This window comes from Romboutsia sp. CE17 (assembly GCF_012317385.1).
In the GTDB taxonomy this organism is placed as follows: Bacteria; Bacillota; Clostridia; order Peptostreptococcales; family Peptostreptococcaceae; genus Romboutsia_E.
The window spans coordinates 234904-259825 of sequence record NZ_CP051144.1; the positions used below are offsets into that span (position 1 = coordinate 234904).

The following is a 24922-nucleotide window of genomic DNA, read 5'->3' on the forward strand; positions in this document are numbered from 1 at the left end:
GAAAACTTTAAGTGGGGGTAAGGTTTAAAAATGGGGAGAAAAATTCTTAAATCAAAAAGAGCATTACTTGGGTTAACACAAGTAGATATAGCTTCAAAGCTAGGTATAAATATAAAAAGCTATAATCTAAAAGAAAACGGAAAGGTTAAATTTAAATTAGAAGAAGTAGTAGCAGTTAGTAAAATACTAAATTTAACTTTAGATGAAGTAGATGAGATATTCTTAAATATCAAAAAAATTTAAATGAAAACTTTCCAAAGTAACAAAGCTAAATAAAAGGGGGGATAAGATAAGTGGCAGTATATAGGCATGTAAGAACTGAAATATGGATAAATCCAAAAGTAAGTGAGAACATGAATAATATTGAAAAATTAATATTTATATACTTGTTAACAAATCATTATACAACTCAAATAGGCATATACAAAATAACTAAAAGACAAATAGCATACGATTTAAATTTAGACAAAAGTGTAGTTGATGAAGTTTTTCATAAATTTGAAAAGCAGCTAAATATGATAACATACAATGAAAAAACTTATGAAATTGCAATAAATAAATGGGGATTATACAATTTGAACAACACAGGCAAACCTCTTATAGATTGTATAAAAAATGAATTAGAAAGAGTAAAGGACATAGAACTAATAAAAGTCATATCAAAAAATATAAAAAAGCCAAAGATAAAAGTAATTTTTGACAAGGCTTATGAAGATAGAGTCTTAGAAAGCAGCGACCTAGCCTATAACAATGCGTACAACGAAGCGTCAACGCAAGGGCTACAAAATAAAAATGAAAACAAAAAAGAAAATGAAAAAGAAAATAAAAATAAAAATATAATACCAATACACCTTAAAAAAGAATCAGTAAAATACTCAAAACCAAGTGAAGAAGACTTAGCTCGTGCAAGAGCTTTAAGCAAAATAAATTAAAAGGGGAAGGAAAATGTATAGATGTAATAAATGTAGGGACATGCTATTTATACTAAAAGATGATAAGGCATATCCATGTGAGTGCAGAGATAAAAAAATAGCAGAAGAGATGCTAGAGAAAAGTGGGATTAGTGAAGAATTTAGAAAAAAGACATTTGAAAACTTTGATTATAGCATAGACTATAAAATTTTAGAGGCATATACAAGAGCTGTAACTTATGCAAATGAGTTTGAAGAAAAGAAAGACTCAATTTTATTTATGGGACAAAGTGGGTTTGGAAAAAGTCATCTAACAATGGCCATAGCTAATAGATTATTAAACAAGGGCATAAGCGTAATATACATGCCATATAGAGATGTAATAACAGAAATAAAGCAAAACATATTAGACCCAGAGTACTATAAAAAGATGCTATCAAGATACCAAAGGGCAAAGGTACTTTTAATTGATGATTTATTCAAAGGGAATATATCTAAAAGTGACATTAATATTATGTTTGAGATAGTGAATTATAGATATTTAAATCATTTACCTATGATAATTAGTACCGAGTACAACGTAAATTCCTTGCTTGATATTGATGAAGCAATAGGAAGTAGAATGATAGAAATGAGTAAAGATAATATAGTAGAGGTAAAAGGGAAGAGATTAAATTATAGAATTTATAAGGGAAACTAAGGGGGATTTTAATATGGGAATGATAAAAAACTTTTTTAACAAATCAATAGAAGATAATAAATATCCATTTGGAAGTAAGGAATGTGCTAGTTTTCTGAGGGAAGCTTATAAAAATAGCATAGACGAAACCATAATACTTACTGAAGATATATATGAAAAACTACAAAGATATGATGAGATAAATGAAACTTTAGGAAAGCTAGACCTTGAAAAAAAGACCATAGAGCACTTCTTACAAAATGAAATGAAAGAATATGAAACAGCCTTTTGCAAAGAAAGAAAAATCACTTGGAAACCAGTACAAAAAAACACCTTAGATACAAAATCAATAAAGAAATATGAACCTGAAATTGCTAGTAAATATTCAAAAATAAGTAGCACTAGAATGTTTAAAATATATTAAAAATTATCTATTAAATATAAGTAGCTGATAGTTTGTTAGTTGAGGTTTTAAAATATATAAAAATAAGGGGGAATTATCTATGGAAGGGACTATGTTAGAGAAAGCAAATTTAGAAGATGTCCCAGACAATTTTAGAGAATTAGCAGAAATATTGGGAATGGATGCTTTTAAAAAACTTATTATTAACTATGGAGGAACTGCAGTCTACGTTCCATCTAGTAGTAGCATTACTAGAGTAGTGAGAAATAAGACTTTGAAAAGAGATTTTAGAGGGAATTATAGAGAAGTTGCAAGTGTTTATAGAATTAGCGAAAATCAAGCTAGAAGAATTATAAAGAATATGAATAATGAGTGATATAGAAATGTTATAAAAACTATGGATAATAAGTGATATAGAAAAGTTATAAAAGCTATCTCAAACAAGTGATTTTAAGAAGAATAAAGGGGCTAAGTTATAGCCTTAGCCCCAAAAAGTTTTTAGTTTTTTAGTTGTAAAAGTGCTTTAGACAAATCATTTATACTATTTGATAGCACTTGTAATTTTCCTTCTATCCTTATCAAAAGATACATTGATAAAGCTATTGGAAATCCTACATTGGCTATGCTAGTTAAAAAATCACTGTCCATATAAGTTATCTCTCTTATTTAAGGTCGTATTCAGTAGAGTTAGTTTCAACTATTTTAGCTTTTACAGCCTCAACTAAATCAACTTCACCAGGACAGAATATGTTTTTTTCTATGATTAAATTCATAGCATTTATAACTTCTAACTCAGTTAAATCATTTTTAGGATCGTCTATTGTGAAATTTACACTTTTACCTCCCTCTGCATTAAAAGTCATTATTAACTTTTTAGTAGTATCCATAGGTGTTACCTCCTTATTTTATTTTTTAAATTTTTATAACTTTTTGAGTAGCGGACTAAGTCGTTTGCCATATGAGAAAAGCGAATTTTATGATATAGATGAAGAGTCAAGTTTTAAAACCTCATATAAATCGTGTTTTTGAAGACCAGCAATTGCATTTGCTACAGCTAATATATCATCAGCCAGTGCATCTACTTTTAAATTAGCAAATGTTTTGCTACCTATAACTGCCTTACCATCAGTTCCTAAACCTTTGTCAAATTGTAGTTTTAATGATGAATTGTTTTTAAATACTGTTGCCATATTAATTACCTCCTTAATTTTTAAGGGAATTTCCCTTGATTAATTAAAGGATAGGATTTTTTATGGTTATATGTTGGTAAGTTATGATAAATCTTATATTAGGGGGATAGATATGAGAAATTTAATTAATAAAGAGAGTTTAGTAAATAGTGATTATATAAGAAGCCTTGTTATTAGAGAAAAAGATGATAAAGCTATTATGAATATGCTTAAAAAGCTTGGTAGTTTTGTTGATTATATGACCATAGATATGGCAAGTAAATTTTATAAGGTTGAGTATTCTACTTTACATAAGGTATGTGAAAGGAATATAGATGAGCTTAAAAGATATGGAGTTAGAGTATATAAAAAATCAGAACTAGAAAAAATCCTAATTGGACAAGTTGTCGATTTAGAAAATCTACCAAATAGAGGTATGAAATTAATACCACCAAGGGCTTTATTCGTTATAGGATTACTTCTTAGGAAATCAGAGGTTTCAGAAAAATTAAGAGAAGAAGTAGTAAAAATTGCTATGGGAGAAGATAGAAAATATCAAAAGGGACTTGCTTTAGTTGATGCTATTGAAGGTAAAACTAAAGAAAAGAGATTAAATGGAGTTAATGAATATGCAAAACTTGTAGCTATTGAAGAAAGAGAAGAGCTAGAAGAAGTTATAAGTACTTTAAAGTCAAAGGCTTCTTATTTAGATAAAATATTAGGATATGATACTTGTATTACGACAACTACCATAGCTGATGATTATGGTATGAGTGCGAGGTCTTTTAATAAGTTGCTTCATGAGATGAAGATTCAGTATAAGCAAAGTGGGGTTTGGCATTTGTATATGGATTATAAGGATAAGGGATATGTTAATGTTACTTATTTTGAGACTAAGAATAATATTGTTCCTAGTATGAAGTGGACTCATAAGGGGATTTTGTTTTTGTATAATAAGTTAAAGAGTGTTGGGATTGTGCCTATTATGGAGAATAACCCCCCGTCGTGAATAGCATTTATTATAATAGGAGTATTTAGCAAATTATTAATAATACGAAGCATATAATAATTCCTAATGAATATATACTAAACATATGCAAAACTTTACATTTAATCACTTTTATATGATATAATACAACAGAAGAAACTACAATCCATGAGTGGTGGTTTCATATAGTCCTAGTTCCTACGATAAGTAGGAAGGAGGTGTACTCTATATGGAACTGATGATAAATTTTATCATAGGACTTATAAGTTCTATTTGTATTGGTTTAATTACCAACTACATTTATGATAAAGTAAAAAGCCACTTATCTATTGGTAGTAGAAAAAGTGGCTCAGAACTTGAACTTAAGTTTGAATTCAAGTTCACTAAAAAGTATTAATTTATACTAGAAACCACCGCTCTACTCGACTAGATTGTAGTTTCTTTTTTATTTAATCTATATTTATATTATACTACATTAACTCAAAAAATAAACAAAAAAATAAATTTATTACTTTATTAAATTCTTAATATACAACAATTGTAAACTAAATTATATTATTATTACAAATTTGGTTAACATAGCCTAAATATAAAAGATATAGAGAAATAACTAGCTAGCTTATAGCGTAAAAAATCAGTAAATGATATTACTAGGAGAAAAAATATGAAAAAAATATTTATTAGCTTAAAAGAATTACTCTATAATTATAGGAAGAGTATTTCCATGGTACTTTTTCTTATAATTGTAGGATTAGTATACTCAGGATATAGTACTATATTTAGTGATCAAATAATAGAAGAACAATGGAATTCACGTTATATGAATTATAATAAGTTGCATAAAATTTCTACTGGAGAGAGTCAAACAATTGCACTAATAGACTCTGGCATATCTAAATTCCAAGATGTAAAAGAAAATATTGATCTTACAAAAAGTAAAAGCTCTTACGATACAAATGGTCATGGAACGACGATGTACTCACTTATAAAAGGGTACTCAAATAAAATAACTGGAGTTTCACCAGACTCTAAGATAATATCTATAAAAGTTATGAATTCTGATGAAAGCATAAATCCTGAAACTGTAAAAAATGCAATTGAAATTGCTATTGAAAAAAACGTTGATATTATAAGTTTAAGTTTAGGTTCAACTAAGGAAAATAGAGGTATAGCTGATAAAATAAATGAAGCTACGAGTAAAGGAATCACGGTAATAAGTTCAGCAGGAGACTATGAACAAGACTTTTTACTATTTCCAGCATCATTGGATAATGTGATTTCTGTTGGAAGTATAGCTGCAAATGGAAGGGTATCTGATTATACTAATGCTCCTGATGAAACAACAATAAATGCTCCAGGAGAAGAAATATTAATGGTAGAAAATAATGAAAAAATTATTGAAGCTAATGGATCATCAGAAGCAACAGCTATAATAACTGGGTATGTATCACTTTTAAAAGATAAAAGTTTAAAAGAGGGTAAACAATTAACAACATCTGAAATACAAAAATTATTACTGAAAATTAAAGAAAGTGATATTACTTATGCAGAAGTTTTAAAAAATATTTAAATTTGAATATTTTCTAAGCTAAAAATCTACCAAATAGAGGTATGGACTCATAAAAGTACTTTTTAGTATTTGAACACTTTTTATTATTGAAAGAACCCCCGTCGTGAAGCTTGATTGTGTTAGGTTAATAAAGTAGTAGTTTGAGAAAATTTGAGAAGAGAATAAGATTCTGAGTTATTAGTATGAAGTATTATCTAAATTAATTTATTTAGAATAAATAATAGTGAACCGTACCATAAATAAATGAAGTTTATAGCCTTAGGCGTTGAAATAACATACCTAAGGCTATTTTTATAAGTGAAAATACTGTATCATAAGTAGAATAAAATTTATTCAGAATTTACAAGAGAATTACTTATAGTAATTATGATATCTTTAATATATATTATAATGTAAAATTATAGTGATAAGAATTTATTAAGTGAGGTGCCTAAAATGAATAAAGATGAACAAATAGTTAAGTTAAAAGAGAGTTTGCTTTTAAATTTTAATGACTTTTATAATAAAGAAGTTAAAGAGGTAGCTAGTAAATTAGTTAGATTGATAACTAGTGGAAATCCTTTATTGAGGATTAAATATAAAGGAGCCCTTATTGATTCGTATAAATTTTTATCTGAAGTAGAGTATTTAGAAAAAAATTATGAATCTTGCTTAAATTATATAAAAAAATTACAACTTAGTGAGGCTTATAAAAATGAAACGGATAGTACAATAATGCATGCAACTATTAGAAGATTTCAATGTGAGGTTTTTTTAGGAATTTATCAGGAGAGTTATGAGAAAATTAAGACATTAAAGGTGGAATTAATTGAATTTGGTAGTGTTAATAGACATAATCTAGAAAAAAGCTTAAGAGATGATTATGATAAGATACTTGATTTAGCTAGCTCGTTTTTGAATAATTCAATTAAAACAATAGTTAACTTTAAATTGCCATATAAAATAGATATACCAGAAGATGAAGAAGTTATATATGACTTTAAAAGCATAAGATTTAATTTGAAATTTAAAACAATTGCCAATCAAGGACAAGCACCATTTGAAGCTTATAATGGAGTAGTTGAACTTGATAGAGATAAATACGGCGTATGTTCATCTAGTGATTTAACATTGACTTTTAATAAGTTTTTTGATGCAACTCATTGTATGAATGAACTATTGGATTTATGCTCTGAGTCATTTAATTATTTTTTAGATTATTATAAGTTGAGTACGGAGTATTTTTGGATTGATAATCTAAATCTAAAGCAAATTCAAGCATCAAATGTAAGGGTAATTTCAGAGAACTATGATGATATAATATCAATTCCTTTTTATTATGCACATGGCATTAAAGTAGCAAGTAGTCCAAGTTATATTAATAAAGAGAAAATTAATGAGTTAAAGGACAAGCTTATTAAAGGACAGGAACTTTCATTGTGGGAAATGTTATATCTGGATTCAAAAAATAATATGTTTATAGAGAAATATAAGGAAGCGGTAATATCAATAAACTCAGCGTTTGAAAATTATTTGAATATAAAATCAAGAGAGATACTTAGAAGTAGAATGACAGAGAAAGAAGTTGAAGATTACTTAGAAGGCAAAGTAACTTATGAAACATATTTTTTAAAAGAGTTTATTAGTGAGGAAGATTTTAATAGAGCTGTTGAGCAAAAAATAATAAGCTCACATTCTCCTAGTACTTTTCAAATTATAAAAAAATGTTTTGAACTTAATGAGGATAGAATTGCTATAACTAGAAGAAAGTTAAATAAGCTAGTTAATGATATAAGAAAAAACAGAAACGATATAATTCATGGAAATCTTACAGTATTAAAAAATATTGAATCAGATGCTAAAAAGTCTATAAGTTCATTTGAAGAATTTATTAAAGTATTTAAATAGAGAAATTTAATTAAGTATAAACAGCATTTAAAGCAATTACGGGGAACCGTATCACAAGTAAGGGATACGGTTTTTAGCTTTAGAAATTGAGATGGATTGATTAAGATTATTTTTATAATCAGAAGTAACTTATACAAAGCAATAATAGAACAAATTGTAAAATTATGGTAGTATATTTATATAACGTAGTGTTTTAGTAATAGGAAGAAAAGAATTAAGGGTGTTGACAAAAAATAACAAATATTAAATTATTGAAAATAGGTATTAGTGGAGATATTTAGATGAAGGGAAAGAGTATAAGAAAACTGAAGCAAAAAGAGAAACGGATTGAAAAAATAAATAGAGGAAAAATGGTAAGATTCAATTTGGCTAATTCTAGAGTAAAATATAAGGGCTGTAAAAATGTTTATGGATACAAAAGTAATATACATAATTTGATTTATAAGGATGCTAAGTTTGAGAATGTTAGATATCAAGCTTCGAATATTACAAATTGTAATTTTAAGAATGCAACACTAAAGGGTGTAGATTTTATTAATACCAACTTAAAGCATACTAACTTTAAAGGTGCTAAGTTAAAAGATGTAGTTTTCTTTAATTGTAACTTAAAAGATGTAGATTTTAAAGATGTTCAATTTGAGAATGCATTTTTTATTAGCACAGGGTTGAATAATACTAAGAATCTCGTTTTAGGACAAGGGTGTATCTGTATTAAGTCATATCCCAAAATAGAGATAGGTTGCAGACTAAGAGAGAGCATAAGTAGGCTGACTGAATGTGATAAGATTTATAATTATCGCATTTTACATGTTAATCTGAATAAGATTAATATGTGGAATATAAGTTTACTTTTACAATATGGAGAAGACAATTTAGCTAGAGCTATGGAAGCATTATATAAAAGAAAGAATAAGTATGGATTTTATACTATTTATTCATATAAAAAATTTATTGAAAGTTATTTGAAAATTTGATAATATGTACTTGTACCGCCCTGGATTGAGGAAACTTATGAAAGCTAAGTCGGATGATGGGTACATATAACGTTAGCTAGTATTCGAGGGGGGATGCCTATGATAAACAAAGTATTGACAGTAGTTGCATTTGCAGGTTTCTTGTTAGAACAGTTTTTAAATAGTAACATTCCAGCCCGATTACTCGGGGTTTAGAATAAGTATAACTAATATTTATTTTTAATGAAATATTGATATAACTAAAAATAAGATTTGTATCAAGATAATTGAAATTGATCAAAAATGAAATAAACTATAACAAAAGGCTTAATCTTTAGTTGGATTAGAGCCTTTTTATTTTTTAGAGTAAAAGTTAAATTTCATGTCAAATATAATATAAATATGCAGTAGAATTATATATATTCATATGATAAGAGATACAATACAAATTGTTATTTAAAGTGATATGATTAATTAGATAGATTAATAAATAATAATTACTTAATACCTATGCTAGCTATATAATAATTTTATAGTAAAAAATAAAACGCGCTCCATAGAGTGAGGTACGGAGAACCATATTACAAGTAAATGATGTGATTTTATTTTTAGAAACAACATCAACTTTAATTAAAATCACAATCATATAAAAAGGCACATTTCCAATTATTAATAGAAATATGCCTTTTATCATATTATAAAGATCTAACAATTTAAAAAATCCAATAAAACAGCCTTATATCCAATTAATAGTAGCATCTTTTCTAGGAGCAGTTCTCTGATACTTAACATCAGGATAACCAATAACCAAGCAAGATATTATTTTCTTACTATCATCTATCCCAAGTAAATCCAAAATTTCCTTATTATCTTGAAGAGCAGCTAATAAGAATCCACTAAAGAATGTTCCAAGCCCTAAAGCATCAGTCATAAGCTCCATATTTGAAGAAGCTAAACCACCGTTTATAGGAGTTGGTGAAGTAACAAATATAGCTAATGGGGCATTAAAAAATAATTTATCATTATTTACAGGGTCTTTTTTATACTCATTATAGCTATGTAACCACATGTTAGCATATCTTTTTAAATGTTCTGTTTGTGGTGTTAAATTTTCTAATATAGCCTTACCTTTTTTATTTAAGCTTTCATATGCTAAATCTCTTAGTTCATTTAGTTTTTCGGAAACTATTATATAAGAAACATCTTGGCTATTAGTTGAAGTTTGAGTATATCTTCCTGCATCAATAATTTTCATGATTTTTTCTTTTTCAACTTCTTTATCTTTAAATCTTCTAACACTTCTTCTGAATTTAATAAAGTTTAAAAGATTCTCAGGATCTACTGAAAAATCTTCTTTATTATATGTAATTACTTCATTCATATCATAATCATCACTTGAAACTGCTTCAACAGGACATATTGCAATACAATGTCCGCATTTGATACAACCTGCATTATTAATATCTGCTTTTTCTTCTTTCAAAGAAATTACACTAACAGGACAATCTTTAATACATTGTTCACAAGCTATACACTTATTTTTATCTACTTTAAACATTTAGAGTCACTCCTTTTAGATTATTTTCAATATATACTATTGATTTGCTTGATATTTATATAAATAAAATTTATAATTTTTTTTATTACTATTATTGTTCTATGCAATAATAGTAGTTTATCACTATTGTAGAAGATTTGTCTAATTCAAATAAGTAATAAATATATAACTAAAAGTTATGGATTATAACTGAGATTTTAAATTGTAGTAGCAATAAAAAAGGAGATAAAATGAACTTACAACATTTAGAGTATTTTAAAGTAATAGCTGAAACTAAAAATTTCACAACAGCATCAAATATATTATCTGTAACTCAGCCAGCATTAAGTAAAGCCATTTCAAAATTAGAAGAGGAGTTAGAAGTTTCGCTTTTTGAAAGAGATGGAAGAAACATAAAGATAACTAAATTTGGAGAAGTATTTTTAAAATATGCTGATTCGGCATTGATTGAAATTCAAAAGGGAAAAGAAAAGGTTCAAAATATGAAGAGAAATAATGATAATGTTATTTCCATTGCATCTAATTATTGTATAGGGGCAACATTTATACCATTTATAATAAGTAATTTTTTACATGATAATTTACAAGCAAGGTTTAATATTAATAATCAATCTACAGAAGAAATTTTAAAAGATTTAAAGTATGGTAGGGTTGATTTTGGATTTTTTGATAATATAGAAAATCTCAAAGAGTATCCTACAATAGAATGTACTCTAGTAAAGAAAGTGGAATATGTATTAATAGTTCCTAAGAATCATCATTTAGCAAGTAAAGAAGAAGTTTATTTAAAGGATTTAAAAGATGAATATTTTATAGCTCTTAAAGAGCAGTCTTGTGAAGAAAGGATATCATACTCAGAGTTGATAGGTTATACACCGAAGATACTTGCACAGCCTAATGAAGGGATTATACTTTCGGGATTAGTTGCAGCTGGAGCAGGGATTGCAATAGTTTTAGATACACCTACAATCAATACAAATAAGATTTCTGTGATTAAGATTAAAGATGACATAGGATATAAAAATATTTATATGGGATGGAACAAAGGCGAATATACTTCTGAAATAAAAAATATATTTAAAGAATATGTTATAAATCTAGGTTATGTTCGCTAACTTTGCGATTATATTATAATAAAAATAACCATACCTTAGTATTTTCAATAATTTGAATTATAAGGTATGGTTATTTATTTAATTTGATATAAATTATTCGTAATATATTAATATTGTGAATTATAATATTTATTTTTATAGAATTATAAACCTACTTTATCAATTTCCATAATTAATGATTTTATATCATCTTCATTTGGATGATTCATTGATTCTTTAAGGTTATTTTTTATCAATTCATATTTTTCAGGTGAGCCTTCTTTTATCTTATTTTGCCAAGAATCTGACACTTTACCTTGACACATATATGTTCCAATAATAGTGTTAGATGATGGAACATATGATTTTGCATTATTTAAAACTTCTTCAAAGTACTCTTTAGTATTGAAATATCCTACTGTCCCAAATAAAAATATCTTTTTATTAGAAAGTTTTTCAATAAATTCTTGAATATCTGCTGGGCAAGAATTTTTAGCAGCCCAAAATCCTATAAATATAACATCTGCTTCAAGTGCTTCATCAGAAGGTTTTCCAAAGTAACATTCGCCAACTTTATTTTTTATTGCTTCAGCTAATTTTTTTGTATTACCAGTTATACTACTATAAACAATTGCATACTTCATATTTAATCCCCCTTAATACATATGTAGTTTACCAATTTAAATATTAAAATTTAACATATACTTTATTCACAATATATAACTATTGTGAGCTTTTAATATATTATACATAGTATTACAATATTTACCAAATATATAATCTTTTAAACTAAAATTGCTTTTTAAGCTAATTTAATGAATCTATTTCTAAATAAAACACATTTGATATCTATACTATAATCTAAATTTATATTATTTATAACAAAGTTAGCTAACATAGCCTAAATCTAAAATAGTATGAAGTGAACTCATAAAGGAATTTATTTTTTGTATATACAAACATAAACCTAGTATTTTAAATAATAAAAATCAGAATTATAAGTTATTAAATATTATAGGGAATAATATTTAATAGAGTGGTCAATATATTTGTTGGTCAAGATTTTGTTTCATTATATCCTCAAGAATAATATTTAATAGAGTGGTCAATATATAACTATAATGAAAAATAATAAATATTTATTATTTAAAAGCAAATTATTTAATCCATACTGAGAATTTATTTGTATAGATCTAATGGTAAAAAGTAATTATAAAATTTTATTAAGGGAGTGGATTATATGGCACATGATAATAATGAAAGAAGAGGAAATGATAATAATTTATTAAGATGGTTAGGAAGATTTGTATTAGTTGCAATTATTCTAATGATAACATCATTTTTAACTCCAGGATTTTCAATAAATGGACTGTGGTCATTTTTAATAGCTGCAGTTGTAATATCTGGATTAGACTATTTAGCAGAATCACTTATGGGAGTTGATGCATCTCCTTTTGGAAAAGGGATAAAAGGATTTATAATTGCAGCAATAATAATATACTTAGCACAATATTTAGTTCCTAATATGGGTGTAACTATTATAGGAGCAGTACTTGCAGCTATAGTTATTGGAATTTTAGATGCAGTATTTCCTGCTAGAGCTATGTAATTAAAAATTATATAAAGGTAGTAATTTAAGTAACTAGTTTTAGTTAAATTTATTATAGATAACCGTATCACAAATAAGTGATACGGTTTTTTTATGTAGAATAAATATTAAACAATTTAGAGGGATATATATTTACGAAAATGTATAAAAAAGTAATAGGGTTGATACTAAAGGTAGAAAATTATACACTATAAAAGTTGTATTAAATAAAGACGGAACTGTAAATACGCCTTACCATATAAAGTAAAAATGAAAGGAAGATAATTAATGGGAATGAATTTTGTATTTGAAAATAGTATAGAAAAAGCTATGTACAAAAAATCTGAATTAACAATAAGTGATGAAATTGATTATTTTATTGGAGAAATTAAGGAATATATAGATGTTATATCTAAAGGAAGTGGCGACGTGCTATTGAGCATCGATCCTTATGATTACAGTGTACTATCAAAGGAACAAGTTGAAAAATTATTAGTTCTAGGAAAGAGTCTGCTAGATGAAGAACTTATAGAACATATTAAATATTTGAAATTATTTAAACGACATAATATAGGTGAAAAAGAATTTATTGATTTTGCAAATAAGATGATAAATGTATGTAGTAAGGCGATTAAGGAAAATAAAACAATTGTTAGTTTAGGAGATTAACTCTAAATATTATTTATAATTAGGGTAAAATTACTAATAAAGTTAATTTGAAATATATATTTAATAAGTTGCTTTATGAGATGAAAATTCAGTATAAGCAAAGTTAGGTTTGGTATTTGTATATAGATTATAGAGATAAGGAGGCTCTGTTTTTGTATAATAAGCTGAAGAGTGTTGGGATAGTACCTGTTTTGTAAAATAATTTTTGTCGTGAGTTTTAAGTATGTTAGAGAACAGTATAACAAGTAATGGAGGCTTTTAATGAAACTGGTTTATTAAGATATAATTTATTTTAAAGCATATGAATGGAGGGATCAAATGAGTAAGGTAAATAATAATATAAAGTTTTATACATTCATAAAAATATTAAGTAAATATTCTGATGAAAATGTAGCATTATCAACAAGTGATATAAATAATTTTATGAAAAAATATATTAATGTAGGAATAGATAGAAGAACAATATACAGATATATAGATGATATGGATAAACTAGGATTTGATATAAGTAAGTATGATAATGAAGATAAAGGATATAAGCTTATTGGACATAAATTAGAAGAATATGAAGTTAAGATAATATCAGATGCGATAGCATCAAGTAGATTTATAACAAAAAAGAAAACAGAAGAATTAATAGATAAGATATTAAAATTTAGAGCAATATATACAAAAAGAGATATAGATAGAAATATATTTATTGATGATAGATGTAAGTCAGTAAATGAAGAAATTTTTATAAATATAGATAAAATTAATACTGCTATAAGAGATAAAAAGAAGATAATATTTAATTATTATGACTACAATTATAAAAAAGAACTTTCTCCAAGACTAAATAGTGATAATAAAATTAAAGTATACAAAGTAAATCCTGTATCAATAATATTAAAAAATGAAAACTATTATCTTATCTTATTTGGGGATAAACATAATGATTTATCAAACTATAGAATAGATAGGATGAAAAATATAAAAATTATTGAAGAAGATAGAAAAAATTTAGAGTGTATAGAAGAATGTAAAGATGGATTCAATCCAATTATATATTCTAAAAAAAGTTTTAAAATGTTTCCAGGTACAGAATCAGAAATTACTATAAAGTTTAATAAAAAACTATTAAATTTTATGATAGATTCATTTGGAGATGATATTGTTATTGATATAAATGAAGATAACAGCTATACAGGCAGGTTTATGGCAAAAATAGGAGAAGGCTTAGTTAGATGGATATTGCAGTTAGGGTCTGATGGGGTTATAATCAAGCCTGAATATTTAAGAGACTTAGTAAAGGAAGAAGTAGTAAAATTAAATAAAATATATGAATTATAGACTATGTGTACGAATTTATGTACACGTAGTCTATTTATTTTATATAAATATAAGTATAAAATACAGTCATAGATGTATATAAGGAGATGAAAAGTAATATGTATTGTAAATAATGTGGAGAAAAAATAAATAATATTGATAATTAAGATATATGTTTGAACTGGGGAGTTAGATTAAATGATTTTAACAATATTATAATTATAGTGAGAATCTAGCAAGAGAAGTTGCTAAAGGTTAGAAGGAAAATATTCTTAGAGCACTTTATAATAGAGGAGATGCACCATTAGGAATAACATATGATAAAACTTATATAGTTAATAAAGTACAATAAATAATGAAAAGAAGAAAAAGTCACTAGGAGACCATAAAAGTGCTACAACATACTTACTATAATAATAGTTTGTGATAAATGTAGGTATGTTGTTCAAGGTAATAAAAGGAAAGATAAGTATGATAATGACTAGGAAATATACTAGAGTATAAGGAGTTTATAGATGATTATATAAAAGAAGTAATTATATACAAAGATTACATTGAAGTGATATTAAATGTAGTCTTTTATTTTATTGATAATGAGATAAATCATAATTTACATATTACCATAGAAAAAGAAGAAAGAATATATTAAATGGCAAATAATGACAAAAAATAACAATACAAAAATGGTAGAATATGTTTGAAATATATTCTATTAAAGTATAGATAATGATTTTGGAGGATATAAAATGGAGACAAGTAAAGATATTGTATTTTCAAAAGAATTAGTATCTAAATATGAGAAAAATCATGATGAAAAAAGTTTTTGGAACAAAATAAAAAAAGTTGGGAGTAAAATAGGCGTAGCACCGATATATTTAGTATTTTTATTGTATCATTCTATTAAATCAAGTAGTATATCAATGGTTAATAAAGCTCCTATATTAGGAGCATTGGGATATTTTATAAGTTTTATAGATATAGTACCAGATGTAACACCATTAGTAGGATATTGTGATGATATGAGTGTGGTTATAGGAGCGCTAGCATTGATAGCAACTCAAATAACAGAAGAAATTAGGGAAAAAGCTAAAAATAGTACAAGGAATATATTTCCTACAATTACAGATGATGAATTTAGTGTTATAGATAATATGTATAAAAAATCAGGTGAGGCAGTTAGTGCTGCTAAATCTATTAAGAATATGAAAAAAGATAGTAGGGATAAAGTAAATAAATAATATAATTTGGAGGTAAAGATGAGTTTTTTTAAGTCGGTTATAGGAGGGGCTATAGGATTTGTAGTAGGAGGACCATTAGGTGCAGCAGGTGGAGCAGTTCTAGCAAGTAGATTAGGATCAAAAGAATATAAATACAGTATAAATTGTCCTCATTGTTATAAATCTTTAGGTGTTGATACTTATGGAAGATACAATTGCTGTCATTGCGAAGGTGTATTAACTTTTTCAGAAGATGGAGTTATAAAAGATACAAGGATAGATGTTATTTGTCCATATTGTAAGCAAAATTTATTAATTGAGGGGCCAGGCAAATGGAATTGTTGTAAATGTAATCAATCATTTGAGTATACAATAGATAATAGTGTGAAAGAATATAATTCAGAAGAAGAAACATGTTTATTTATTATATTTGCTGCTTTTGCTAAGTTTTGTAAGGCTAATGGTCAAATTAAAAATGAACATATAAGTACAGCAACAGATATTATGGATAATTATTATGGTTTTAATGAAGAGAATAGAAAATTATCTATAAAATATTTTAGAATGGGTAGAGATTCAGATAAGACTTTTGAAGATTATTGTATGAAATTAAATGATATATGTGATGATAAATTAGAAGACGATAGGGAGATAAAGAATGATTTTTTAATATGTTTATATAAGCTTGCAACTTGTTTAGGAAAAACTACTTATGAAGAAGAGAAGATGCTTAACTATGCTGCTGCAATTCTAAAAATAGAACCATATTTAATTAATAAGTTAAAGGAAGAATACATAGAAAATTCACTGGATAAATATTATGAAATTTTAGGTTGTAAAAGAGGGGATTCGATATCAATTATTAAATCAAGTTATAGAAAAATTGTAAATGAATGTCATCCTGATAAAATATTAAGTAAGAATTTACCTGAATACTTAGTTAATTATTCAACTCAAAGATTCCGTGAAGTTCAAGAAGCATATGAAAAAATTAAGTTAGATTTAGAAGCTTAGTATAATATAGATTTGGAATAATATAAATATATAAAATTATACTACTTACAATAAAAATAGAGAGTGAATCGTGGGTATTATTTTGAGATTCGCATTTACCATAAAACCCTCAACAACATGGAAAGATGTTGTTGAGGGTTATTATTTTAGAAGCATATGACAAAGGAAAAGAGATTATAGAGCAGATGATTAATTATCCAAAAGTAGAAATCAGTGGGATGGATAAAAAGAGAAAATGGATTCGAATTACTGGAAATGCTGTTTTTGATTCCACAAAGGAAGCTCGGAAGAAAAGAAATAATATATGAGTACATTGGCTTATTATTTAAATTTTAAACGATCATCTAATGCAGTAATAGTTTATGGAAAAGAATATGATAGTATAGAAGAAAAGATATTAAGAGCAAATAATGGAATTATTGATATGGTACTTTCACAACAGTCATGCGCTCAAGGGATTGGTGCAGCAGTGGAGAATTTCATGCTTAGTGCATCTGCTATGGGATATTGAAGTTGTTATATGGCAGGATTATCTCATACTAAAATAAAATTGAAGAAATAATTGAATTTAAAAAAGATGGATATACATTAATGGACTAAAGCTCAATAAGGATATTTTAAGGAATTTGCAGCTGAGTTAAAGAATTTAGTTGACACTCCTGTTATTTTAGTTGGTGGACACAGAAGTATTGAAAATATGAATGAAATTTTAAATTATACAGATATAGAATATTTTTCTTTATCAAGGCTTCTTATAAGAGAATCGGAATCAATTAATAGATGGAAAAATGGTGATACTAGACTATCTATTTGTATTTCATGTAATAGTTGCTATAATACTGATGATCATAAGTGTATTTTTAATATAGTTTATTACTAAGCTGAAGATTACATATAAATTAGTTTATATATGATTAAAAAACAAAGAAAACAATTAATACATCTGCTAATTTCAGAAATAACTATGAATGAGAAAAAAGAAGTAGATAGTATAGAGATACAAATAAATGATGATATAATAGTATACTTAATGAAGGATGAGTTACTAAAATTAAAAGGTAACTCATCCTTTTTATATTTGTTATGAATTAATAATATAAACTTAAAAATAGCAATTTGATATTTGAGATAAATATTTTATAAAAACACAGAAAATGACAAAAAATTACAATTAAAATATGTATAATATTAAATAAATATATATAAAATGGGAGGATATTTAAAATATGGATAATAGTCAATATAGTAAGGAATACTCAGAAGAATCATTATTTAAAAAAATAAAGTCAGTATTTTCGAAAGCTGGTGTATCAGTAATATATGGAGTGTTATTATTATTTTATGCACTTAAAGACCCAGCAGTACCAATGGGAGCAAAAGCTACCATAATTGGAGCATTAGGATATTTCATATCTCCGATAGACTTAATAGCAGATCCTATACCAGTTGCAGGGTATGGAGATGATTTAACAGCAATAATAACAGCATTAGGAGTAATTTCTGTATTCATAACTCCTGAAACAAAAAGAAAAGCTAGAGAAAAAACTTTAGAATGGTTTAGTGATGCAACAGAAGAAGATTTTAGTACTATTGATGCAAAATTAGAAAAAAAGAAATAGTTAAAATTAGTGATAGATTACATAAAGCAAAATAGTAATTTATTCTTTTATAATAAAAAATTATAGACTAAGGATACTGAAATTATTTAGATAAATAAATCAATATATTAATAGAGATGAATTTAAGATGAAAATAGCGAGCATTTTAGGTATTGTCTTAATAGGAGGGTTAATTTTATTAGCTCTAGTAGGGGGATTTGGTTTAATTACATGACTAGGTATGATGATAGTTGGAATAATAGGAACTATAATAGGTGGTATCTTTAGTATTTTAGGTATATTTATAACATTTGGATTTAGATTATTATTACCTATTATAGGAATAGGATTAGTAATATTTATAATAAGTAAAATAATTGGGGACAAAAATAATATATAGAAATTATAAAGAAGAAAGATTAAAAGTAAATAAAATTAACAAATTCTTGATGTAGAGAACTTAGTACGTTCCGAAGAGTAGGATGCCCAGAACCGTATCACAAGTAAATGATGCGGTTTTTTTGATATACAAATAAAATATTATAGATAGTATATACAAATATAAACTTAGTATTCTAGATAATAATAAAAATCAGAATTGTAAGTTTTTTCAATATTATAGGGAATAATATTGAATATATTGGTCAATATATAACTATAATGCAAAAATAATAAATATTTATTATTTAAAAGCAAATTATTTAATCCATACTGAGGATTTATTTGTATATATCTAATGGTAAAAAGTAATTATAAAATTTTATTAAAGGAGTGGATTATATGGACATGATAATAATGAAAAAAGAGGAAATGATAATAATTTATTAAGATGGTTAGGAAGATTTGTATTAGTTGCAATTATTCTAATGATAACATCATTTTTAACTCCAGGATTTTCAATAAATGGACTGTGGTCATTTTTAATAGCAGCAGTTGTAATATCTGGATTAGACTATTTAGCAGAATCACTTATGGGAGTTGATGCATCTCCTTTTGGAAAAGGGATAAAAGAATTTATAATTGAAGCAATAATAATATACCTAGCACGATATTTAGTTCCTAATATGGGTATAACTATTATAGGAGCAGTATTGGCGGCTGTAGTTATTGGAATTTTAGATGCAGTATTTCCTGCTAGAGCTATGTAATTAAAAGTTATATGAAGGTAGTAATTTAAGTAACTAGTCTTAGTTGAATTTATTATAGATAACCGTATCACAAATAAGTGATACGGTTTTTTACTATAAAACTATTCAATAGTAACATCCTCATTCTTTGAAACACCTATATCCAATTCACCGGCTAATTTAAAACCTTGCTTAGCAAGTAAAACAGCTATAATCTCATTTATAACATCCGTCGTCATACGACAGCCCTTTTACTTATATTTCTTTTCTATAAACTACATTTCCATCTATCATAGTCATAAGAGGAAGTATATTTCTAATTTCCATAGGATCACATGTAAATATATCCTTATCAAGAACAACCATATCTGCTAGTTGACCTGGTTTTATTCTTCCTTTTTTATCTTCCATAAATTCCATATATGCACTACCTTCAGTATAAGCATCAATTGCAGTGTATATATCTACACATTCATTTGGATAGAACCCACCTTCTGGATATCCTTTTGAGTCTTTACGTGTGACTGCACAGTAAATGTTAGGGAATGGGTTACAATCTTCAACTGGTGCATCTGTTCCGTAAGCTATTTTTCCACCAAGATCATCTAATGTTTTAAATGCATATGAAGTTGATGCTAACTCACTACCACATCTTTTGTCAACAATATGTAGCTCATAGTCTAAGAATATTGGTTGATAACTCACAAGTATGCCTAAATTTGCTATTCTTTTAAGTAATTCTTTATCTGTTATTTGGCAATGAATTAAAGTATGTCTTAATTTATTTTCTCCATCTATAAATGCTTTTTCATAACTATTTATAGTTTTTTCTATTGCATCATCTCCAATAGCATGAGTTGCCATTTGAATATTGGCTTCTTTTGCCAATTTACAGTATTCATCCATTTCCTCTGCACTTAACCACTCAAATCCTTTATTACCTGGATCATCATTATATTCATCTCTCATAAGAGCTGTTCTTGCTCCTATACCTCCATCTTTGAATATTTTAACTGGGCCTAATGAAAGGAATGAATTATTTTTATATTGTCCATTTTTATATTCACCATTTTCAATAAACTCTTTGAAATCTTTTGGACTATTAAATGAAACTTGATGTCTATATCTAACAAGTCCTTTATTTTCATCATATATTTTGTGGAACATATTAAAATATGTCTGTGAATCTAGCACAATTGTTCCTATATCATTACTTTGAATACTTGTAATGCCATGTTCAATAGCATATTTACTAGCTTCTAAAAACATTTTTTCTCTTTCTTCTACAGAAAATCTCGGAATAATCTCTTTTACATAACTACATGCGTTCTCAGTGAAAATACCATTTGGATAGCCATCTTCACCTATTTCAAATGTACCACTATTGAATTGTTTAGAATCTTTATCTAGTCCTAGCATTTCTATAGCTTTAGTGTTTGCTGATAATACATGGCAACAGACTCTTTCAAGTATTACAGGGATTTCTGTAGATATTTTATCTAAATCAAATCTAGTTGGCATTCTGTCACTATCTACAAATAAATCTTGATTCCATCCTTGAGAGTGTAATCCATTTTTTACTCTATCAGGATATTTTTTTATAAAATCTCTACATCTTTCTATCATCTCATCAATTGTTTTACAATCATTTATCTTAACCTGATACATTCTTTCTCCAAAGCTAAGTATGTGCATATGAGAATCATTAAGCCCTGGTATAACTGTATTTCCTTTACAATCTATCCTTTCATCTATGCCAGTATTTTCTAAGATTTCTTCGTTTGTTCCTATTTCTTTGATTATTCCATCTTCTATTAATACTGCTTCTACAAACTTTTCTCTTTCCACATAAACTTTACCATTAAACAATATTGTTTTAATTTTTATTCCCTCCCTAAAAATTCACTTCTATGTGTGATTTATTTTATCTTTTTTTGTTTATTAAAATACATATAGAATAATATACCTATTGCAGGAACTATAAAACCTGCCACTGCACTTATTGGGTCATCAAAGAATGTACTAATAACTAGTCCTATATATATATGACTCCACCTAAAACCCATGCAAGAAGGGCTAAACCATAATTATAATTTGTTCTCTCTAATAACATCCCTAATATTTATAAACTAAAAAAAGCCTTGAGCTAAATACTCAAGACTATATTTTAAATAAGTATAATTTCAAATACAAAAAACATATCTATTATGATAGCCCTTCATAAATAATATTTATGACAGTATTATACATATTCTACATAATACCAACTCTATAACCTTAAAGCATCAGTTACATGTTTCGGCAATATTTCCTTTTGACTTGTTTCTTCGTGCTTACCTCCACAAATCTACTCTTAAATACTGCGACCTCTATCTTTTTTTATTTAGTTTTGTAATTGTTATTCATCATACATCATATTTTAGATGGAGTAAATATTAAAAAATATTTTTTACATAAAAATTATAAATTAGATAAGAAAAAATCCTAATTGGACAAATTGTCGGTTTAGAAAATCTACAAAATAGAGGTATGAAATGGACTTATAAGGGTGCTTTGTTTTGAGTGTTGGGATAGTTTTTGTTATGGAGAATACCACCGTCGTGAACTCATATGGTATTAGATGTTTTTTACTTCAATTTATGAGATTACTTATAATTGGGAAATGACAGAATATTATGTATAATATAATTAAGGTTCGCAATTGTTATATAATGCGATGTATAAATAGAAAATTATAAGGGGGTGGAGAATTAGGGTGGACTTTTTTATAAACTTTGGGATTTTAGGTATAGCATTAATAATTTTAGGAAAATCAAAGATTAGAAAAAATAACCAAACACAAAAACTTAACAATATTAAAATATTAGATAAACTTTTATGCTATATGGAATCAGATATGTTAATGAATATCAATTTAAAATATGGAAAACTCCTGCTGATTACGGGTATAATTGGAGCATTATTTTATAATATTTTAGGTTTACTTATGGTTTTTATAACAGTTTTAATTGTAACTTTCTATCTTGTAAATTTATTTATGAGTGGATATAAATTTTATATTAATATAAAATGACATGTAGAATTTTAATATATTACGAATAATTTATATCAGATTAGATAAATAACCATACCTCTTAATTCAAATTATTGAAAATACTAAGGGATGGTTATTTTTATTATAATATAATACAAAGTTAGCTAACATAGTCTAAAAATAAAAACATGATCCATAGAGTAAAGTACGGTTCTTTACAACAAAACTATTCAATAGTAACATCCTCATCTAATTGACCATCCAATTCACCTGCTAATTTAAAGCCTTGCTTAGCCAGTAAAACAGCTATAATCTCATTTATAACAGCCGCAGCTGCAATTGTTCTTTGAATAATTTGTGCATATTCAGGTGCTGGCTTTATAAGAGTATTAACAGTAATACCTGTAAATATCAACGAAACTCCTGAATGAGGTAGTAGTGTAAGCCCTAAATATTTTTTCATGAAAAAGGGGCGTCGTCATACGACAGCCCCTTTTAATTATATTTCTTTTCTATAAACTACATTTCCATCTATTATAGTCATTAGAGGAAGTATATTTCTAATTTCCATAGGGTCACATGTAAATATGTCCTTATCAAGAACAACCATATCTGCTAGTTGACCTGGTTTTATTCTTCCTTTTTTATCTTCCATAAATTCCATATATGCACTACCTTCAGTATAAGCATCAATTGCAGTGTATATATCTACACATTCATTTGGATAGAATCCACCTTCTGGATATCCCTTTGAGTCTTTACGTGTAACTGCACTATAAATGTTAGGGAATGGGTTACAATCTTCAACTGGTGCATCTGTTCCGTAAGCTATTTTTGCACCAAGATCTTTTAATGTTTTAAATGCATATGAAGTTGATGCTAACTCACTACCACATCTTTTTTCAACAATATGCATGTCATAGTCTAAGAATATTGGTTGATAACTAACAAGTATACCTAAATTTGCTATTCTTTCAAGTAATTCTTTATCTGTTATTTGGCAATGGATTAAAGTATGTCTTAATTTATTTTCTCCATCTATAAATGCTTTTTCATAACTATTTATAGTTTTTTCTACTGCTTCATCTCCAATAACATGAGTTGCTATTTGAATATTAGCTTCTTTTGCCAACTTACAGTACTCATCCATTTCATCAACACTTAACCACTCAATTCCTTTATTACCTGGATCATCATTATATCCATTTCTCATAAGAGCTGTTCTTGCTCCTAAGCTTCCATCTTTGAATATTTTAACTGGACCTAATGAAAGGAATGAATTATTTTTATATTGACCATTTTTATATTCACCATTTTCAATAAACTCTTTGAAATCTTTTGGACTATTAAATGAAACTTGATGTCTATATCTAACAAGGCCTTTATTTTCATTATATATTTTGTGGAACATATTAAAATATGGCTGTGAATCCAGTACAATTGTTCCTATATCATTACTTTGAATACTTGTAATACCATGTTCAATAGCATATTTATTAGCCTCTAAAAACATCTTTTCTCTTTCTTCTATAGAAAATCTAGGAATAATCTCTTTTGCATAACTACATGCGTTTTCAGTGAAAATACCATTTGGATAGCCATCTTCACCTATTTCAAATGTACCACCATTGTATTGTTTAGAATCTTTATCTAGTCCTAGCATTTCTATGGCTTTAGTATTTGTTGTTAATATATGTCCGCAAATTCTTTCAAGTATTACAGGAATTTCTGTAGATATTTTATCTAAATCAAACCTAGTTGGCATTCTGTCACTGTCTACAAATAAATCTTGGTTCCATCCTTGAGAGTGTAATCCATTTTTTACTCTATCAGGATATTTTTTTATAAAATCTCTACATCTTTCTATCATCTCATCAATTGTTTTACAATCATTTATCTTAACTTGATACATTCTCTCTCCAAAGCTAAGTATGTGCATATGAGAATCATTAAGCCCTGGTATAACTGTATTTCCTTTACAGTCTATCTTTTCATCTATACCAGTATTTTTTAAGATTTCTTCATTTGTCCCTATTTCCTTAATTATTCCATCTTCTATTAATACTGCTTCTACAAACTTTTCTCTTTCTACGTAAACTTTACCATTAAACAATATTGTTTTCATTTTTATTCCCCACCTAAAAATTCACTT

31 protein-coding genes and 1 riboswitch are annotated in these 24922 nt (G+C 26.6%); of the genes, 23 read left to right on the top strand and 8 right to left on the bottom strand.

Annotation, left to right across the window (positions count from 1 at the left end):
- Window positions 1–30: 30 nt before the first annotated feature.
- The 5 genes from HF520_RS01185 to HF520_RS01205 all read left to right on the top strand — a co-directional run bounded on the left by HF520_RS01185 (window position 31) and on the right by HF520_RS01205 (window position 2369).
- The gene (locus HF520_RS01185; RefSeq protein WP_168572290.1) at window positions 31–243 is read left to right on the top strand and encodes a helix-turn-helix transcriptional regulator; all 213 of its coding nucleotides are present in this window, start codon (window positions 31–33) and stop codon (window positions 241–243) included.
- 50 nt (window positions 244–293) lie between these two features.
- On the top strand, window positions 294–932 hold the full coding sequence (locus HF520_RS01190) for a hypothetical protein (protein WP_168572291.1): 639 nt from the start codon (window positions 294–296) through the stop codon (window positions 930–932).
- A 13-nt stretch (window positions 933–945) separates the two neighbouring features.
- Window positions 946–1611, top strand: a complete 666-nt coding sequence (locus HF520_RS01195) for an ATP-binding protein (RefSeq protein ID WP_168572292.1) — start codon at window positions 946–948, stop codon at window positions 1609–1611.
- Window positions 1612–1624: 13 nt separating this feature from the next.
- Window positions 1625–2014, top strand: a complete 390-nt coding sequence (locus HF520_RS01200) for a hypothetical protein (RefSeq protein ID WP_168572293.1) — start codon at window positions 1625–1627, stop codon at window positions 2012–2014.
- A 79-nt stretch (window positions 2015–2093) separates the two neighbouring features.
- Window positions 2094–2369 (top strand): Mor transcription activator family protein, encoded by a 276-nt coding sequence (locus HF520_RS01205; protein ID WP_168572294.1) that lies wholly within the window; start codon window positions 2094–2096, stop codon window positions 2367–2369.
- 122 nt (window positions 2370–2491) lie between these two features.
- On the opposite strand, the gene HF520_RS01210 is transcribed toward HF520_RS01205, so the two are convergent.
- The 3 genes from HF520_RS01210 to HF520_RS01220 all read right to left on the bottom strand — a co-directional run bounded on the left by HF520_RS01210 (window position 2492) and on the right by HF520_RS01220 (window position 3183).
- On the bottom strand, window positions 2492–2641 hold the full coding sequence (locus tag HF520_RS01210; RefSeq protein ID WP_168572295.1) for a YvrJ family protein: 150 nt from the start codon (window positions 2639–2641) through the stop codon (window positions 2492–2494).
- 14 nt (window positions 2642–2655) lie between these two features.
- Window positions 2656–2880 carry a DUF2922 domain-containing protein gene (locus HF520_RS01215; protein ID WP_168572296.1) on the bottom strand — a complete coding sequence of 75 codons (225 nt, stop codon included), beginning with the start codon at window positions 2878–2880 and terminating at the stop codon, window positions 2656–2658.
- Between the two features lie 87 nt (window positions 2881–2967).
- Entirely contained in the window at window positions 2968–3183 is a 216-nt protein-coding gene (locus HF520_RS01220; protein ID WP_168572297.1) for a DUF1659 domain-containing protein, read from the bottom strand.
- Between the two features lie 112 nt (window positions 3184–3295).
- Between HF520_RS01220 and HF520_RS01225 the strand changes: the two genes are divergently transcribed.
- The 5 genes from HF520_RS01225 to HF520_RS01245 all read left to right on the top strand — a co-directional run bounded on the left by HF520_RS01225 (window position 3296) and on the right by HF520_RS01245 (window position 8581).
- Complete coding sequence (locus HF520_RS01225; RefSeq protein ID WP_168572298.1) at window positions 3296–4171, top strand: phage antirepressor KilAC domain-containing protein; 876 nt, start codon at window positions 3296–3298, stop codon at window positions 4169–4171.
- A gap of 208 nt (window positions 4172–4379) precedes the next feature.
- Complete coding sequence (locus tag HF520_RS01230) at window positions 4380–4547, top strand: hypothetical protein (RefSeq protein ID WP_168572081.1); 168 nt, start codon at window positions 4380–4382, stop codon at window positions 4545–4547.
- 267 nt (window positions 4548–4814) lie between these two features.
- Entirely contained in the window at window positions 4815–5720 is a 906-nt protein-coding gene (locus HF520_RS01235; RefSeq protein ID WP_168572299.1) for a S8 family peptidase, read from the top strand.
- 435 nt (window positions 5721–6155) lie between these two features.
- Entirely contained in the window at window positions 6156–7607 is a 1452-nt protein-coding gene (locus HF520_RS01240; protein ID WP_168572300.1) for a hypothetical protein, read from the top strand.
- Window positions 7608–7888: 281 nt separating this feature from the next.
- Entirely contained in the window at window positions 7889–8581 is a 693-nt protein-coding gene (locus HF520_RS01245; RefSeq protein ID WP_168572301.1) for a pentapeptide repeat-containing protein, read from the top strand.
- 715 nt (window positions 8582–9296) lie between these two features.
- On the opposite strand, the gene HF520_RS01250 is transcribed toward HF520_RS01245, so the two are convergent.
- The gene (locus tag HF520_RS01250) at window positions 9297–10118 is read right to left on the bottom strand and encodes a nitroreductase family protein (protein ID WP_168572302.1); all 822 of its coding nucleotides are present in this window, start codon (window positions 10116–10118) and stop codon (window positions 9297–9299) included.
- Between the two features lie 230 nt (window positions 10119–10348).
- On the opposite strand from HF520_RS01250, the gene HF520_RS01255 reads away from it, so the two are divergent.
- The gene (locus HF520_RS01255; protein WP_168572303.1) at window positions 10349–11233 is read left to right on the top strand and encodes a LysR substrate-binding domain-containing protein; all 885 of its coding nucleotides are present in this window, start codon (window positions 10349–10351) and stop codon (window positions 11231–11233) included.
- A gap of 143 nt (window positions 11234–11376) precedes the next feature.
- Here the strand turns inward: HF520_RS01255 and HF520_RS01260 are convergent, their stop codons facing one another.
- Entirely contained in the window at window positions 11377–11856 is a 480-nt protein-coding gene (locus tag HF520_RS01260) for a flavodoxin family protein (protein WP_168572304.1), read from the bottom strand.
- 596 nt (window positions 11857–12452) lie between these two features.
- Between HF520_RS01260 and HF520_RS01265 the strand changes: the two genes are divergently transcribed.
- From HF520_RS01265 to HF520_RS01315, 11 genes are all read left to right on the top strand, one after another.
- The gene (locus HF520_RS01265; protein WP_168572305.1) at window positions 12453–12821 is read left to right on the top strand and encodes a phage holin family protein; all 369 of its coding nucleotides are present in this window, start codon (window positions 12453–12455) and stop codon (window positions 12819–12821) included.
- Window positions 12822–13088: 267 nt separating this feature from the next.
- Window positions 13089–13469: a hypothetical protein gene (locus tag HF520_RS01270; RefSeq protein WP_168572306.1), complete on the top strand. Its 381-nt coding sequence runs from the start codon at window positions 13089–13091 to the stop codon at window positions 13467–13469.
- Window positions 13470–13787: 318 nt separating this feature from the next.
- On the top strand, window positions 13788–14801 hold the full coding sequence (locus HF520_RS01275) for a helix-turn-helix transcriptional regulator (RefSeq protein ID WP_168572307.1): 1014 nt from the start codon (window positions 13788–13790) through the stop codon (window positions 14799–14801).
- A gap of 725 nt (window positions 14802–15526) precedes the next feature.
- Window positions 15527–16018, top strand: a complete 492-nt coding sequence (locus HF520_RS01280; protein ID WP_168572308.1) for a YkvA family protein — start codon at window positions 15527–15529, stop codon at window positions 16016–16018.
- A gap of 18 nt (window positions 16019–16036) precedes the next feature.
- Entirely contained in the window at window positions 16037–17011 is a 975-nt protein-coding gene (locus tag HF520_RS01285) for a DnaJ domain-containing protein (protein ID WP_168572309.1), read from the top strand.
- Window positions 17012–17315: 304 nt separating this feature from the next.
- The gene (locus HF520_RS01290; RefSeq protein ID WP_168572310.1) at window positions 17316–17522 is read left to right on the top strand and encodes a hypothetical protein; all 207 of its coding nucleotides are present in this window, start codon (window positions 17316–17318) and stop codon (window positions 17520–17522) included.
- Window positions 17523–17708: 186 nt separating this feature from the next.
- Complete coding sequence (locus HF520_RS01295; protein WP_168572311.1) at window positions 17709–17891, top strand: hypothetical protein; 183 nt, start codon at window positions 17709–17711, stop codon at window positions 17889–17891.
- Between the two features lie 30 nt (window positions 17892–17921).
- A complete protein-coding gene (locus HF520_RS01300) occupies window positions 17922–18098 on the top strand; it encodes a hypothetical protein (protein ID WP_168572312.1) in 177 nt (58 codons plus the stop codon).
- A 139-nt stretch (window positions 18099–18237) separates the two neighbouring features.
- The gene (locus HF520_RS01305) at window positions 18238–18630 is read left to right on the top strand and encodes a YkvA family protein (protein WP_168572313.1); all 393 of its coding nucleotides are present in this window, start codon (window positions 18238–18240) and stop codon (window positions 18628–18630) included.
- Between the two features lie 220 nt (window positions 18631–18850).
- Window positions 18851–19009, top strand: coding sequence for a hypothetical protein (locus HF520_RS01310; protein ID WP_168572314.1), 159 nt, complete (start codon window positions 18851–18853; stop codon window positions 19007–19009).
- A 466-nt stretch (window positions 19010–19475) separates the two neighbouring features.
- Entirely contained in the window at window positions 19476–19757 is a 282-nt protein-coding gene (locus tag HF520_RS01315; RefSeq protein WP_168572315.1) for a phage holin family protein, read from the top strand.
- Window positions 19758–19991: 234 nt separating this feature from the next.
- Here the strand turns inward: HF520_RS01315 and HF520_RS01320 are convergent, their stop codons facing one another.
- A complete protein-coding gene (locus HF520_RS01320; RefSeq protein WP_243155170.1) occupies window positions 19992–21584 on the bottom strand; it encodes an amidohydrolase in 1593 nt (530 codons plus the stop codon).
- Window positions 21585–21939: 355 nt separating this feature from the next.
- A riboswitch (Lysine riboswitch) is annotated at window positions 21940–22116 on the bottom strand.
- Between the two features lie 375 nt (window positions 22117–22491).
- Here HF520_RS01320 and HF520_RS01325 point away from each other — a divergent pair.
- On the top strand, window positions 22492–22809 hold the full coding sequence (locus HF520_RS01325) for a hypothetical protein (protein ID WP_168572316.1): 318 nt from the start codon (window positions 22492–22494) through the stop codon (window positions 22807–22809).
- A 187-nt stretch (window positions 22810–22996) separates the two neighbouring features.
- Here HF520_RS01325 and HF520_RS01330 read toward each other — a convergent pair whose 3' ends face one another.
- Both HF520_RS01330 and HF520_RS01335 read right to left on the bottom strand, forming a co-directional pair.
- The gene (locus tag HF520_RS01330) at window positions 22997–23233 is read right to left on the bottom strand and encodes a hypothetical protein (RefSeq protein ID WP_330586288.1); all 237 of its coding nucleotides are present in this window, start codon (window positions 23231–23233) and stop codon (window positions 22997–22999) included.
- Between the two features lie 36 nt (window positions 23234–23269).
- Entirely contained in the window at window positions 23270–24895 is a 1626-nt protein-coding gene (locus HF520_RS01335) for an amidohydrolase (RefSeq protein WP_168572317.1), read from the bottom strand.
- Window positions 24896–24922: the final 27 nt, after the last annotated feature.